The 14,677-nt window shown below is 65.2% G+C and carries 16 protein-coding genes; 9 read left to right on the top strand and 7 right to left on the bottom strand.

Features of this window, described 5'->3' with window-relative positions:
- Positions 1–27: 27 nt before the first annotated feature.
- From D0Y60_RS24115 to D0Y60_RS24155, 9 genes are all read left to right on the top strand, one after another.
- A complete protein-coding gene (locus D0Y60_RS24115; protein ID WP_117372521.1) occupies positions 28–996 on the top strand; it encodes a helix-turn-helix domain-containing protein in 969 nt (322 codons plus the stop codon).
- A 98-nt stretch (positions 997–1,094) separates the two neighbouring features.
- A complete protein-coding gene (locus tag D0Y60_RS24120) occupies positions 1,095–2,501 on the top strand; it encodes an aldehyde dehydrogenase family protein (RefSeq protein WP_117372535.1) in 1,407 nt (468 codons plus the stop codon).
- Entirely contained in the window at positions 2,501–4,087 is a 1,587-nt protein-coding gene (locus tag D0Y60_RS24125) for a GMC family oxidoreductase N-terminal domain-containing protein (RefSeq protein ID WP_117372522.1), read from the top strand. Before D0Y60_RS24120 ends, D0Y60_RS24125 begins: the two co-directional genes overlap by 1 nt.
- A gap of 58 nt (positions 4,088–4,145) precedes the next feature.
- A complete protein-coding gene (locus tag D0Y60_RS24130) occupies positions 4,146–5,390 on the top strand; it encodes an ABC transporter substrate-binding protein (RefSeq protein WP_117372536.1) in 1,245 nt (414 codons plus the stop codon).
- Between the two features lie 62 nt (positions 5,391–5,452).
- Positions 5,453–6,319: a branched-chain amino acid ABC transporter permease gene (locus D0Y60_RS24135; RefSeq protein WP_117372537.1), complete on the top strand. Its 867-nt coding sequence runs from the start codon at positions 5,453–5,455 to the stop codon at positions 6,317–6,319.
- Positions 6,316–7,347 (top strand): branched-chain amino acid ABC transporter permease, encoded by a 1,032-nt coding sequence (locus D0Y60_RS24140; protein ID WP_117372523.1) that lies wholly within the window; start codon positions 6,316–6,318, stop codon positions 7,345–7,347. The genes D0Y60_RS24135 and D0Y60_RS24140 overlap by 4 nt, the downstream gene beginning before the upstream one ends.
- Positions 7,344–8,048, top strand: a complete 705-nt coding sequence (locus tag D0Y60_RS24145) for an ATP-binding cassette domain-containing protein (RefSeq protein ID WP_117372524.1) — start codon at positions 7,344–7,346, stop codon at positions 8,046–8,048. Before D0Y60_RS24140 ends, D0Y60_RS24145 begins: the two co-directional genes overlap by 4 nt.
- On the top strand, positions 8,048–8,764 hold the full coding sequence (locus tag D0Y60_RS24150) for an ABC transporter ATP-binding protein (RefSeq protein WP_117372525.1): 717 nt from the start codon (positions 8,048–8,050) through the stop codon (positions 8,762–8,764). Before D0Y60_RS24145 ends, D0Y60_RS24150 begins: the two co-directional genes overlap by 1 nt.
- A 3-nt stretch (positions 8,765–8,767) precedes the next feature.
- Complete coding sequence (locus D0Y60_RS24155) at positions 8,768–9,706, top strand: helix-turn-helix domain-containing protein (RefSeq protein ID WP_117372526.1); 939 nt, start codon at positions 8,768–8,770, stop codon at positions 9,704–9,706.
- Positions 9,707–9,727: 21 nt separating this feature from the next.
- Here D0Y60_RS24155 and D0Y60_RS24160 read toward each other — a convergent pair whose 3' ends face one another.
- From D0Y60_RS24160 to D0Y60_RS24190, 7 genes are all read right to left on the bottom strand, one after another.
- Complete coding sequence (locus tag D0Y60_RS24160) at positions 9,728–10,120, bottom strand: nuclear transport factor 2 family protein (protein ID WP_117372527.1); 393 nt, start codon at positions 10,118–10,120, stop codon at positions 9,728–9,730.
- Entirely contained in the window at positions 10,120–10,902 is a 783-nt protein-coding gene (locus D0Y60_RS24165; protein WP_117372528.1) for a MoaF C-terminal domain-containing protein, read from the bottom strand. The genes D0Y60_RS24160 and D0Y60_RS24165 overlap by 1 nt, the downstream gene beginning before the upstream one ends.
- 12 nt (positions 10,903–10,914) lie before the next feature.
- Entirely contained in the window at positions 10,915–11,703 is a 789-nt protein-coding gene (locus D0Y60_RS24170) for an SDR family oxidoreductase (protein WP_117372529.1), read from the bottom strand.
- A gap of 152 nt (positions 11,704–11,855) precedes the next feature.
- Complete coding sequence (hpaI, locus tag D0Y60_RS24175) at positions 11,856–12,662, bottom strand: 4-hydroxy-2-oxoheptanedioate aldolase (protein WP_117372530.1); 807 nt, start codon at positions 12,660–12,662, stop codon at positions 11,856–11,858.
- A gap of 9 nt (positions 12,663–12,671) precedes the next feature.
- On the bottom strand, positions 12,672–13,475 hold the full coding sequence (gene hpaH / locus D0Y60_RS24180; protein ID WP_117372531.1) for a 2-oxo-hept-4-ene-1,7-dioate hydratase: 804 nt from the start codon (positions 13,473–13,475) through the stop codon (positions 12,672–12,674).
- A gap of 2 nt (positions 13,476–13,477) precedes the next feature.
- Entirely contained in the window at positions 13,478–14,350 is an 873-nt protein-coding gene (locus D0Y60_RS24185; RefSeq protein WP_117372532.1) for a fumarylacetoacetate hydrolase family protein, read from the bottom strand.
- Positions 14,351–14,360: 10 nt separating this feature from the next.
- The coding region (locus D0Y60_RS24190) for an aldehyde dehydrogenase family protein (RefSeq protein ID WP_117372228.1) at positions 14,361–14,677 on the bottom strand (317 nt) is incomplete at its 5' end.

Here is a 14,677-nt window from a genome sequence, read left to right on the forward strand (position 1 = left end):
CGCGACCGACCTTGTTGGGAGGCAAAGTTGGATCTCGTTCAGCACAAGACCCTCGTCCCGGAGGCCTGGGCGCCGGTATCCTACGATCAATGGGCCGACGATCTGCGCTCGATCTGCGGCAATTTCAATCCGAAGACCATGGAGCGCGGCGACGCCGTGCTGGGCGCGGCCCGGCGCATCGATGTCTGCGGCATGGAATTCGCCCATGTCTCCAACGATCTCGAATATGTCCGCCGCGGCTGGGATGATATCCGCCGCGACCCCAAGGAGCACCTGTTCCTGATCGTGCAGATCGAGGGCAGCTGCGGGCTGGAGCATGGCGACCGGCAGAATGTGCTCGATGTCGGCGAATGCATCCTCGTCGATTCCACCCGGCCGACGACCTTCCATTTCGGCGGGCATTTCTCCAACCACATCTCGCTGCACCTGCCGCGCCAGATGATGTATTCCGACAGCCGCATCCATTTCGACGTGGCGCGCAAGCTCTTCGCCTATGATCCGATGGCGCAGATGCTGCATGCGCTGATCGCCAAAATCATGACGACGGCGGAATCGGATTCGGCCTCGCCGCATCTGCGTCAGCTGATGTTCACCGCCACAAGGCAGGCCTTCCATTCTAGCCGCGAGGCCGAGCCGCTGCATGCGCTGCATGACAGCGCCAGCAAGCGCCTGCAGATGGTCGATATGCTGATCGACCGGCATCTGACGGAAAACGATCTCTCCGCCCGCTGGCTGGCAACACGGCTCGGCGTCTCGATCCGCACCCTGCAGCAGGATTTCCAGGGCATGGGCGTCACCTGCACAACCATCATCCGCGATAAGCGCCTGCGGCTCGCCAAGGAGAAGATCGAGCAGCTGAAGGAACAGAAATCCGGCGGCACCATCGCCGAGGTCGCCTATTCCGCCGGCTTCAACGACATTTCCTATTTCAACCGCAGCTTCAAGGAACTGTTCGACTGCGCGCCGACGGACCTCCTGAAGGGCGCGGAACGATAGGCATCTGCGCTCCGGTCCAAGCCGGCACGCGCTTCTCCCCAAGACGGCCGTGAGCCGCCCGGCGATACTCCTCCCGACAGTCAAGGGAGGACATGACTTTGAAGCAGTACACGCTGCTCATCGGCGGCGAACGCGTCGCCACGCCCCACCATGCCGAGGTGCGCAATCCGTCGACCGGTGAGGTCGTCGGGCTGATGCCGCTGGCAAGCGAGGCCGATCTGGAAAGCGCGGTGGCCGCTGCCGCCGCCGCTTTTGAGACCTGGTCGAAGACGGATGACGCGCTGCGCGCCAATGCTTGCCGCACCATCGCGGAAAAGCTTGCCGAGAATGCCGAAGAGGTTGCCCGCCTGCTGACGCTGGAACAGGGCAAGCCGCTCAACGGCCTCGGCTCGCGCTTCGAGCTGGGCGGCGCGCTCGCCTGGACACGCCATACCGCCGAACTCAGCCTGCCCGTCGAAACGGTACAGGACGACAATGAGGGCCGTGTCGAAATCCACCGCAAGCCGGTCGGCGTCACGGGGTCGATCACGCCGTGGAACTGGCCGGTGATGATCGCCTGCTGGCACATCATTCCGGCCGTGCGCGCCGGCAACACCGTCGTCATCAAGCCGTCGCCACTGACGCCGCTCTCCACCATCCGCCTGGTCGAGATCATCAATGAGGTCCTGCCGCCCGGCGTCGTCAATGTCGTGACCGGCGAGAATGCCATCGGTGCGGCGCTGTCGGCCCATCCGGGCATCGCCAAGATGACCTTCACCGGCTCCACCGAGACGGGCAAGAAGGTCATGGCCTCGGCCGTCGCCACCCTGAAGCGCCTGACGCTGGAACTCGGCGGCAACGATGCCGGCATCGTGCTGCCCGACGCCGATCCGGCTCGCATCGCGGAGGGCCTGTTCTGGGGCGCCTTCATCAACAACGGCCAGACCTGCGCGGCGCTGAAGCGGCTTTACGTGCATGACAGCCTCTATGACGACGTCTGCCAGCGGCTTGCCGACTATGCGGCGAACATTCCCGTTGGCGACGGCCTCGACGAGAAGAGCATTCTTGGCCCCGTCCAGAATGCCATGCAGTTCGACAAGGTGCGCGAGCTGGTCGAGGACGCCAAGGCGAAAGGCGGCCGCATCCTGATTGGCGGCGAGGCGCCGGAGGGTGAGGGGTACTTCTACCCGATCACCCTGGTCGCCGATGTCGACAACGGCGTGCGGCTGGTGGACGAGGAGCAGTTCGGCCCCGTCCTGCCGATCATCCGCTACAGCGATCTCGACGAGGTGATTAAGCGCGCCAACGACAATCCCGCCGGCCTCGGCGGCTCGGTCTGGTCCGGCGATCCGGAGAAAGCGCGTGCCGTGGCCGTCCAGCTCGAATGCGGCTCCGTCTGGATCAACAAGCATGGTGCCATCCAGCCGAACGCGCCCTTCGGCGGCGTCAAGCAGTCCGGCATCGGCGTCGAGTTCGGTGTCGATGGTCTTAAGGAATTCACCACGATCCAGACGGTGCTGAGCTGATGAGCGCGACCTACGATTACATCGTTGTCGGTGGCGGCTCGGCCGGGTGCGTCGTCGTCAACCGTCTTTCGGAAAATCCCGCGAACCGGGTGCTGCTGATCGAATCCGGCCGGCGCGACAAGGATCCGTGGATCCATATCCCCGCAACCTTCTTCAAGGTGCTCGGCAAGGGGATCGATATCCATCCCTATGCCTCCGATCCGCAGCCGGGCCTCAACGGCCGTCCCTCGATCGTTCCTCAGGGCAATGTGCTGGGCGGCGGCTCGTCGCTCAATGCGATGATCTACATTCGCGGCCATCGCAACGACTACGATACCTGGTCGCAGATGGGCTGCCGCGGCTGGTCCTATGACGAGGTGCTGCCGGTCTTCAAGGCGCTGGAGAACAACCAGACCTTCAACGGGCAGTATCACGGGCAGGACGGTACCCTCACCGTCTCCAATCCCCGCTACCGCCATCCCCTGTCGGAAGCCTTCGTCAAGGCGGCCGTCGAATCCGGCCTGAAGCCGAATGCCGATTTCAACGGCGCGGACCAGGAAGGCGTCGGCTTCTACCAGAGCACCACAAAAAACGGCCGTCGCTGGAGTTCGGCCATGGCCTTCCTGCGCGAGGCAGAAAAGCGGCCCAATGTGACCGTGCTGACCGAGCGCAAGGTGTCGCGCGTGCTATTTGAAGGCCGCAAGGCTGTCGGCGTCGAGCTTGCCGACGGCATGGTCTATCGCGCGAACCGCGAGATCGTGCTTGCCGCCGGCGCCATCGCGACGCCGCGGCTGTTGCAGCTCTCCGGCATCGGCAACGGCAAACATCTCGCCTCACTCGGCATCGATATCGTGGCGGACCTGCCGGGCGTCGGCGAGAACTACCAGGACCATATGGAAGTGCCGGTTCAGGCCGAAACGCATGAGCCGATCTCCATTCTCGGTCATGATACGGGCCTGAAGGCCGTCGGCCACATGCTGCGTTATCTCACGTCGAAGCAGGGGCTCCTGACCTCGAATGTGGTGGAATGCGGCGGTTTCGTCGATACGCTGGGCGTCGGACAGCCGGATGTGCAGTTCCATGTGCTGCCGGTGCTGATCGGCTTCGTCGATCGCGAACCGGAACCGGGCCATGGCTTTTCCATCGGCCCCTGCTACCTGCGGCCGCGCTCGCGCGGCTCGATCCGCATCACCGCCGCCGATCCCGCGGCGAAGGTCGATTTCAACGCCAATGTGCTCTCCGACCGCGAGGACGTCGAAACGCTGGTGCGCGGCGTCAAGGCGGCGATCCGAATTCTCGATACGCCGTCGATGCAGGCGATCGTCAAGCGCCGCGTGCTGCCGCGCCCGGGCGTCGAAAACGATGCGAAGGCCCTTGAGGACTATATCCGCCAGAGCGCGAAAACCGTGTTCCATCCGGCCGGTACGGCGAAGATGGGCCGCGACGACGACCCAATGGCCGTCGTGACGCCGGAGTTGAAGGTGCGCGGCGTCGAGGGCCTGCGCATCGCCGATGCCTCGGTCATGCCGACGCTCGTCTCCGGCAACACCAATGCGCCCTGCATGATGATCGGCGCCCGCGCCGCAGCCTTCATGACGGCACGCTGAAAAACGGCCGGCGCGGAGGAGCGCCGGCCGGTCAAAAGCCAAGGAGGAGGAAACCATGATGAAAGTGTTGAAGGGACTGCTGGTCGGCCTGGCGTTCAGCCTCGCCGGTGCGGCAGGCGCACATGCGGCCGCATCCTGCGGCGAGGGTACGGGCACGGCCGCGACCGGCGAGCCGATCGTCATCGGCGCGATCACCGGCAAGACCGGGCCGGACGACTTTTCGAACTCGACCAAGGCGGCCAAGGCTTACTTCGATTGCCTTAACGCCAATGGCGGCATCAAGGGCCGCCCGGTGAAATATCTCGTCGAGGACGACCAGTGGGATCCGGAAAAGGCGGCCCAGCTTGCGGCAAAGCTCGTCGATGACGAGAAGGCCGTGCTGATGGTCGGCAATTCGAGCTATGTCGAGTGCGGCGCGAACGCCGATTACTACAAGAAGAGCGGCATCTATGTCGTGGCCGGCGTCGGCGTGCCGCGTGAATGCTTCTTTGCGGAAAACTATGCGCCGACCAATGCCGGCCCGCGTGTCTCCATGCTCGGCGCCATGGGTTATGCGCTCGACAAGCTCGCGGCCAAGTCGGTCGTCTGCATCGGCCCGAACATTCCAAATGTCGGCACCTGGTCCTGCGACGGCGTGATGCTGCTCGCCAAGGAAAAGGGCTTTGCCGCCGAGACGATCCTGATGGATCCGGGCAGTGCGGATGCCACGTCGATCATGCTGCAGGCCGCCGCCAGCAAGCCTGACGTCATCGTGCTCGGCATGTCCAAGGGCGTCGCCATTCCTCTTCTCGTCGCTGCCGAGGAGCAGGGTCTGAACGAACAGATCAAGTTCCTTTCGGCCGCGTCCGCCTATGACCTCTCCGTGCCGGAAACGCTCGGCGCCGGCTGGGACGGGAAGTTCTACGTCAATATGGAATTCAACGATCTCGAAGCCCAGACGCCGGACAACGCCAACTGGCTTGCCGTGATGGACGAATACGGACAGGAATCCGATCCGCGCGACACCTTCGCCCAGGCCGGTTATCTCGCTGCGCGCATCGCCGAAAAGGCCCTGATGACCCTCGACAGCGCCAACATCACCCGCGAGACCGTTTCTGCCGCGGTGCGCGGGGTCAAGGACTTCAAGAGCGATATCTTCTGCGCGCCCTGGTATTTCGGCGAGGGACAGCCGCGCCACAATGCCAATTCGACAACGCGCATGGCAATCAGCGAAGGCGGCAAGTGGAAGGTCGTCTCCGATTGCGCTCCGTCGCCGGATCCGGAGCTGAAGGATGTGCGCACCTTCGAAGCCAGCCTGAAGTGATCGATCGACCCTGCGGGCATCGTGTCCCGCAGGGTCTCCTTTCCCGCATGATCGAGGGCCTCATGTCTCTCCTGCCATTCCTGATTTCCGGCCTCGGGATCGGCGCTGTCTACGCGCTGTCCGGCGTCGGTCTCGTCATTCTCTACCGCTCGACCGGCGTTCTCAATTTCGCCTTCGGAGCCTTCGGTGCGCTCGGCGCCCATGTCGCCTGGCAGGTCCTGCAATGGAACTGGCCGCTGGCGCTGGCCATTCTCTTCGGCGTGCTCACCTCGACCTTGGTGAGTTTCCTCTACGGTCGCCTTTTCGCGCCGCTGCTCTCCCACCGCGACATCGTCGTGCGCGCCGTCGGCACGCTCGCGCCCGCGCTGGTGCTGATCGCCGCCATGGGCGTCATCTGGGGCGAGCTGCCGCGCCGCCTGCAATTCCCGACCGACCAGATGTATCTCACCGTCTTCGGCGTGCGGCTGACCTTCACGCGGCTGATCGCGTTTGTCCTGTCGCTTGCCATGGTCGGCGCCATCACGCTGCTTTTGAACCGCACCCGTCTCGGCCTCGACATGCGTGCGCTTGCCAATGACCGCGACCTCTCCGCCATTCTCGGCGTGCGCGTGCTGCACACGGAGACGGCGGCCTGGGTCATCACCGGCCTGTTCTCGGGCCTCGCCGGCCTGCTGCTTGCCGATCTCGTGCGCCTGCAGGGCACGTTCCTGACCTTCGTCGTCATCCCGGCCATCGCCGCCGCGATCCTCGGCCAGCTCCGCTCGCTTTACATCACCGCGATCGCCGGTGTCGGCATCGGCCTTGCCGAAGCCGTGCTGACGCCGATCACGCTGATCTCGCCCTATCGTGCCGCCGCCCCCTTCGTCATCGCGCTCATCACCGTGACGATCCTCGGCAGCACCTCCCGTGCCTCGATGAGGGACCGATGAACACCCAGAGAACCCTTGTCCCGGCCGCCGTACCGCTTGCCCCGGAAGCGACCGTTCGAAAGCCGCGCCCACTGCTTGCCGTAGCGCTTGCCATGGCGATCTTTTCCGCCGCCATCGCGCTTTTCGCCAATGCTTTCTGGCTGTCGGCGCTGACCTCGGCCATGGCGCTGTCGCTCTCCGTCGCCGGTGTCGCCGTGCTCTATGGCCAGCTCGGTCTCGTCTCGCTCTGCCAGTTCGCGCTGGTCGGCGTCGGCGGCTGGGTGACGCTGCGGATCGGCCATGGTTTGCAGCCGCCCTTCGAGGTGAGCCTGCTTGCCGGCGGCGTGGTCGCGGCGCTGCTCGGCCTGCTGTTCGGCGTGCCGGCGCTGCGCCTGCGCGGCCTCTATCTCGCGCTGGTGACGCTGATGCTGGCCGGTGCCTTCCAGATCGTCATTTCCGCCTGGGGCTTTCCCGATGGCGGTCCCGGTTTCCTCGGCCGTGCCGATGGGGTGGGCCGCTCCATGCTGGCGCGCCCGGCGCTCGCAACCGAGGCGGTGCCGTATTTCCTCTATTGCGCCGTCATCGCCACGCTCGGCCTGATGCTGGTGCAGGCGCACAAGATCACCCGGCCGGGCCGCGCCTGGGCGCTGATCCGCAAGGGCGAGACGGTGGCGATCGCCTCCGGCGTCAATGTGCTCGCCTACAAGGCCTGGGCCTTCGCGCTTTCGGGTTTCCTCGCGGGCATCGCGGGCGGGCTTCTTGCCGGCAATGTCGGTCAGCTGGAAGGCCGCGCCTTCTCCGCCTTCGAGAGCCTCAACCTCTTTGCATTGGCGACCGTTGGTGGCGCTTTCCACTGGTACGGCGCCGTCATCGCCGGCCTTCTGCTGCGCGCGCTGCCGGCCCTGCTCACCGATCTCGGCATCGATGGTTATGTCACCATCGGCATTTTCGGCGTCGCGCTGTTCCATGCGCTGGCCACGGCCCCGACCGGCATTGCCGGCCAGATCGCCAATCTCCTTGCACGCTTCACCAGGGGAGGGGAGCGATGATCGAAATCGAAACGCTCTCGGTCCGTTTCGGCGGCATCAAGCCGATCGACCAGCTGACCGCCATGCTGAGCGCACCCGTCTCCGGCCTCATCGGCCCGAACGGTGCCGGCAAGACGACGCTGCTCAACGTGCTCTCCGGCTTCGTGCGTCCCGTCGAGGGCGCGATCAGGCTGGATGGCCGCTCGCTCTTGCCGCTCTCGCCGCTGCAACGGGTACGGGCCGGCCTGCGCCGCTCCTTCCAGACGGAGCAGGTGGTGGAAGACCTGACTGCCCGCGACAATCTCGCGGCGCTTGCCGACAATGTCGCCTCCGTGGGCGAGCGCAGCCGCACGACGGATCGTGCGCTCGATTTCGTCGGTCTCGGCAGCGTCGCCCACCGCCTCGGCGCTCGGCTGAACCTCTTCGAGCGGCGACTGGTCGAGCTCGGCAAATGCCTGATCGGCACGCCGCGCCTGATCCTGCTCGACGAACCCGCCGCCGGCCTGACGGACGAGGAGGGCGCGCGGCTGCGCGACCTTGTGCTCGCCATTCCCGATGCTTTTGGCGCGCAGGTCGTCGTCATCGATCACGACGTGGAGCTCATCCGCGCCATTTGCGCGGAAACGCTGGTGCTCGACTATGGCAAGCGCCTGGCGCTCGGCCGCACCGAAACGGTGCTCGCCGATCCCGATGTCCGCCGCGCCTATCTGGGAGAACTGTGATGAGCAAGGACACCATCACCGTCGACAATCTCGTCGTCGAGCGCGGCGGCAAGCGTGTGCTGCACGGCATTTCCTTCGCGCTCCAGCCGGGCGCGATCATCACCCTTCTCGGCGCGAACGGTGCCGGCAAATCCAGCACCGTCATGGCGCTTTCCGGCGCCATTCCCACGGCATCGGGCAGCGTCTCGCTCGGCGACCTCAGGCTGACGGGGCTTTCGCCCGATGCGGTGCGCCGGCGCGGCGTGGCCATGGTGCCGGAAGGGCACCGTGTGCTTGGTCAGATGAGCGTGGAGGACAATCTGCTCGTTTCCGTGCTTGAGCAGGGTGCCGCCGCGCGGCGCGATGGGCTGGCGCGGGCTTTCGCCATCTTTCCGGAACTCGAAGCCCGCCGCCACCAGCTTGCCGGCGACCTTTCGGGCGGCCAGAAGCAGATGGTGGCGATGGCGCAGGCCTTTCTGGCAAAACCGCGCTTCATGATCGTCGACGAACTTTCGCTCGGTCTTGCGCCCGCCATCGTCAAGCGGCTGGCGGAGGCGCTCACGCTTGCCGCCCGGGACGGCATCGGCGTGCTGCTCATCGAGCAGTTCGCCAATCTGGCGCTCGGTCTTGCCAGCCATGCGCTGGTGATGGAGCGCGGCCGCATCGTCTTCGACGGATCCTCGCAAACCCTGCGCCAGCAGCCGGATATCCTGCACGGCGCCTATCTGGCGGCGTGAGCCATGGGCACGCTTTCACCGCTCGAAGCCGCAACCGGCACGGATGTACGCTTCGTCGCCCGCCGGCTGTTCGGCTCCGTGCGGCTGCATTTTTCCGAGGGGCGGGAGCGGGCGAGCCGCATCATCTCGGCCAAACTCGGCCAGTGCCGGCTGACGCGGCTGAATGCGGAGGCGCATCTGGTCGATGGCAGCCGCGTGCTGTCGGACGGCAACCGGCCGGATATGATCAAGCTGATCATTCAGCCGCACGGCCGCTCCGTCTTCCACCAGGGCGGCTGCGATCTGACCGTCGGTTCGCAGGCCCTGGTGATCTACGATCCCGCCTACAGCTACCGGCTCGAAAACCCCATGCCCGTCGAGGTGCTGATGTTTCAGGTGCCGCGCGAGACGCTGCCGCGTGCGGTGGTCGGACGCCTGCGCCGGCCGATGGCAGTGCCGCTTGCGCCCGGCGGGCTGCAAAACATCCTGCTGTCGATGATGCAGGGGGCTGTGGTCGAGATGGACCGGCTCGATGCCGCCGGCCGCGAAAGCCTCGGCCGGGCGATGGCGGACCTGACGCGCACCATAATCACCGATTGCTCGCTGGCCGACCATCCGGCCGATGCGCCGCCGTTGGCTTTGCTGTTCGATCGCATCAAGGCTTACGTGGCGGACAATATCCAGCGGACCGATCTCGACGCGGCGGATATCGCGCGGCGCATGGGCTGTTCGGTGCGCTATGTCTATCGGGCTTTTGAGGCGCAAGGGCAGACGCCGGCCGATTTCATCTGGGAGCAACGCCTTCAGACGGCGGCCGAGGCGCTGCGCAACCGTCCGGTCCGCCCCGGCTCCATCGCCGAAGTCGCCTTCGAGTTCGGCTTTTCCTCCAGCGCGCATTTTTCGCGGCTTTTTCGCCAGCGCTACGACCGCACACCGTCGCAATGGCGGGAGGCGGCGGAGTGATCCGCCGCCTCCGTCTGTGGCTCAGATCTGCATCGCCTCGGCGACGCGCAGCGTATCGGTGAACTGCTCGAACCGGCGGATCTTGTCGTCCGCCACACCCCAGACATGCACGACGCGCACATTCATCGCTTTCCCGGTCGCCTTGTAAGTGGCCGTGTAAGTGCCGATGGCGACCACGTCGTTACCGGCATCGAGAAGGCGCTCCAGCGTGAAGGTGTAGCCATCCCAGGCCGCGCCCAGCGCTGCGAAGACGTTCTGCACGATGGCATCGGGGCCGACATAGGTGCCGGCGCAGGGAAAGCCGTCCATCTCCGTCCAGCGGCAATCCTCGGCGATATCGGCGAGCATGCCGGCCATGTCGCGGCGGGCATTGGCGTCGTAATGGGCTTCGACGATCTCGTAAGCGGTACGCATCAGACGGGTGCCTCGCCGGGTTGGTAGAAGGTCACGGAGGCCTTGCGGATGAAGGCGCCGGCATTGCTGTTCTGGATCGCGCCCTTACCGTTGATGCCGAGGAACTTGCCCGTCGAGCGCATGTCGGCGAAGTTGTAGAAGAAGGTCGAGGCGACCGGAATCTTGAATTCGCGGAAGGTGAAGATGTACTGCCCCTCGGCGAATTTGTAGGTGGTGGCAAGGTCCACGTCGCCGTGGCCGCGCTGGACGCCGACCAGGCACTGCCAGGCATACCGCTTGGAGGACAGGTAGGTGTGCTCATAGACATGGTTGGGGCTGTATGTGAAATGGGCGCGCAGACCGATAAGGTCGCGCGTCTCCTCCGGCACCATGCCGCTGGCTTCACCGCCGGCAATCACGCCTAGCCGGAAAATCTGGCCGACCTGCGGTTCGCCCACCGTCTCCTCCTTGGAGCGCACGATCGACAGGATCGACAGCGCGCGGCGGGAGGCGAGGTTGAGGATGATGGTCTCGGCCTCGAGCGGTTTTCCAGCGAAAGCGATCTCGACGAAATAGGTGTCGGGCGCGACCTCGACTACCTCGACGCCATCGGTGCCCGAACCGGAGGCATCCTTCCAGATCACGTTGTCCGTGGTGAAATCGAGGGCGAGTTCGCGGCCGTCGTCGAAATGCACGATGTGTTTCGTGCCGGCCAGAGCTTCGGTCAAAGGCAGGCGGTTGGTGTCGATGCCATAGGCGAACTGGTCATAGGTCTTCCAGTCCTTGGGGTTCTGTTGAGCCATTGAAATTCCTCCTTAATCGACAAGGGCCAACGTCGGCAGGTCGACGGTGGTGGCGCCGCCGTCCACGGTCAGGATGGCGCCGTTGATCATCGCGGCTTCGCCTGAGGCCAGAAAGCAGACGGCATTGGCGACCTCCTCCGGCGTTGCCGGCCGGCCCAGCGGCACGTCCTTCGTGACGAGCGCGTAGGCTTCGGCGACCGAGCTCAGATTGAATTTCTCGATGACCATCTGCATCTCCTCGTCGGCCATCGGCGTCGAGACCCAGCCGGGGCAGATGGTGTTGGTACGCACCCCGAAGCGGCCGTAGTCGCGCGCCAGCGATTTCGCGAGCCCGATGCAGGCGTGCTTCATGGTGACGTAGCCGGCGGCATCCGGCCCGGCGAACAGGCCCGCGATCGACGACAGAACGACGATGTTGCCCTTGGAGCGCATCAGGTGCGGCAGCGTCTCGCGCGCCGAGACGAAGGCCGTGTTGAGGTTGAGCCGCGTGGCGAGCGCCCAGGTCTCGTCGCTCATCGAGACGGTCGGCCCCATGCCATGGCCGCCGGCGTTGGCGATGAGGATATCGATACCGCCGAATTTCTCCGCCGTTGCCGTGACGGCGGCCTTCATGCTGGCGGTATCGGCCGCGTCCGCCGCAAAGACGGCCGCGCCGATCTCCTCGGCGACGGCCTGCAGCGGCTCCGGCCGCCGCCCGACCAGCGCCACCTTGCCGCCCTCGGCGGCGATGCGCCGCGCGACCGCAGCACCGATACCCGTGCCGCCGCCCGTGACGATGGCAACCTTGTTGTCAAAACGCATGGTTTCCTCCCTTTTCCGGATTGATCATGCAGTGCCGGGGCAACCGCGTCGCGTCCGGTTCTGCACATTCTTTTGTCCAGGGCTGCACCCGGTCGCCGCCGGGAGCGCGGCCCTTGTAAACAAAAAGGCGGCCCGCTGGGGCCGCCTTTGGTTCAGTAGACCTTTGCGCCAGTTGGCGCTTCGGCCGGCTCGGCGGCCTTGAAGTCTTTCAGCAGTTTCGTCGTCGCATTGGCGAGCAGCGTCACGTCGTTGCCGATGGCGACGAAGGTGGCGCCGAGTTCGAGGTAGCGCTTGGCGAGGCCGAGATCGCCGATCAGGATGCCGGCCGCCTTGCCATGGGACTGGATATTCTTCAGCGCCTTCTCCACCGCGGCCTGCACCTCCGGCGCGCCGGGTTTTCCGAGGAAACCCATGTCGGCGGCGAGGTCGGCCGGGCCGATAAAGACGCCGTCGACGCCCTCGGTGCCGGCGATGTCATCGAGCGCTTCGAGGCCAGCGCGGCTTTCGACCTGTAAAAGCAGGCAGACCTCGTCATTGGCTGTCTGGAGATAATCCACCGTGCGGTTGAAAGCGGAGGCTCGGGCGAGTGCTGCACCGACGCCGCGCACGCCATGCGGCGGGTAGCGCACGGCCTTCACCATCGTCTTCGCCATCGCTTTGCTATCGACCATCGGGATCAGCAGCGTCTGCGCGCCGATATCGAGCAATTGCTTGACGATCCAGGTCTCGCCGATCGGCGGGCGGATGACGGCGTGGCTGGAAGAGCCCTTCATCGCCTGGAGCTGCGAGACGAGCAGCGGCACGTCGTTCGGCGCATGTTCGGCGTCGAGCAGCAGCCAGTCGTAGCCCGCCTCAGCGCAGATCTCCACCGTGTAGGGATTGGCGAGCGCCTGCCAGAGGCCGATCTGCGGACGGCCTTCCTTCAGCGCCTGCTTGAAGCGGTTTTTCGGGGCGGGCATCAAAAACTCCTATGCGAAGAACAGGCTGACCGTGCCGTAGGGACCGAAATCGCCAATGATCGTATCGCCATGACGGGCCTCGACGGGGCGAATGAACGAGCCGGCGAGCACGATCTGCCCCGCCTCAATGCCGTCGCCATACTGCGCGAGACGGTTGGCAAGCCAGGCGACACCGCGGGCAGGCTGGTTGAGCACCCCGGCGCCAAGGCCGGTTTCCTCGACTTCCGCATTGCGGCTGACGATGGCGCCCATCCAGCGCATGTCGATCTGATCGGGACGCACCGCGCGGCCGCCGGTGACGATGCCGGCATTGGCGGCATTGTCGGAGATCGTGTCGCAGATGCCACGCGCCTTCTTCGTCTCTGGATCGACGCGCAGGATACGCGTGTCGAGGATTTCGAGCGCCGGCGTCACGTAGTCCGTGGCGTTCAGCACGTCGAAGGCCGTCACGCCAGGGCCTTTCAGCGGCGCCTTCATGACGAAGGCGATTTCCGCCTCGACGCGCGGCTGGATGAAGCGGTCGGCCGGTACCGTGGCGCCGTCCTCGAAGACCATATCGTCGAACAGCACGCCGGAATCGGGAATGTCGATATTCAAGGCATATTGCATGGCCTTGGAGGTGAGGCCGATCTTCCAGCCGATGACCTTGCGGCCGTCGGCGATCTTCTTCTTCACCCAGGCGCCCTGGATCGCATAGGCATCGTCCATGGTGATGCCGGGGTGCTTCAGCGAGAGCAGGCCCGTCTGGACGCGCGTGCGTTCGGCCTCGTCGAGGCTCTGCGCGGCGGCGCGGATCTCGTCTTGCGTCATCATGATCAGAAAACCTCGTCGGCGATGGTGTTGCGCAGAAGGCCGATGCCCTCGGCCTCCACTTCTACCACGTCGCCCGGCTTCAGCCAGATCGGCGGGTCGAAGCGGGCGCCGGCGCCCGTCGGCGTGCCGCAGACGATGACGTCACCCGGCACCAGAGTCGTAAACGTCGAGATGTAGTTGATGATCTTGCGGAAGGAGAAGATCATCCGGCTCGTGCGATCGTGCTGGCGGACCTCGCCATTGACGCGGGTTTCGAGCTTGATGTCGGCAAGCTGGCTTTCGTCCCTGTAGGGCACCAGCCAGGGGCCGATGGAGCCGGTGGCGTCGAAATTCTTGCCCTGGGTGACGTTGAATTTTGCATGCCGCACCCAGTCGCGGATCGTGCCCTCGTTGCAGAGGGTGAGTGCTGCGATGTGATCGAGCGCGTCTGCCTCGGCGATGCGGCGGCCGCCCTTGCCGATGACGATGGTGACCTCGCCCTCATAGTCGAGCTGCGGGCTTTCCGGCGGGCGGATCAGCGGCCGGTCGTGGCCGGTGAAGGAGCGCGGGAAGCGGATGAAGAGCGACGGATTGGCGGGCGCCGCCTGGCCATCCTTATATTCCTCGTTACGATCCGGGAAATTCACGCCGACACAGATGATCTTTTCCGGTGCCGGGATCGGGATTTCGTAGGTGATCTCGGAGAGCGGGAAATCCGGCTGGTGGCCGGCGACGGCCTCGAGAAGCTCGTCGAAGGCATTGGCCTCGACGACCTCCCGAAGCGTCGGATAGCGGGCGCCGAAGCGGGCCGATAGATCGATCACGCCGGTCTCGGTGATCAGGCCATAGGCGTGGCGCTTGTCTTTGGTGAAGCTGGCAAAACGGGGATGGCTCATTTTCTTTCCTTCACGCAATACCGCCGAGGCAGACATATTTGATCTCGGTGAACTCCTCGATGCCGTAGCGCGAGCCCTCGCGGCCGAGGCCGGAGAGTTTGACGCCGCCGAACGGCGCCTCCGCCGTGGAGATCAGGCCGGTGTTGACGCCCACCATGCCGTATTCCAGCGCTTCGGCCACGCGGAACACCCGCGACAGCTCCTTGGCATAGAAATACGAGGCAAGCCCGAACTCCGTGTCGTTCGCCTGCGCGATCACATCGTCCTCGTCCTTGAACCGGAACAGCGGCGCGACAGGGCCGAAGGTCTCTTCCCTTGCAACCGCCA

It is taken from the genome of Shinella sp. WSJ-2 (assembly GCF_003432075.1).
Taxonomy (GTDB): domain Bacteria; phylum Pseudomonadota; class Alphaproteobacteria; order Rhizobiales; family Rhizobiaceae; genus Shinella.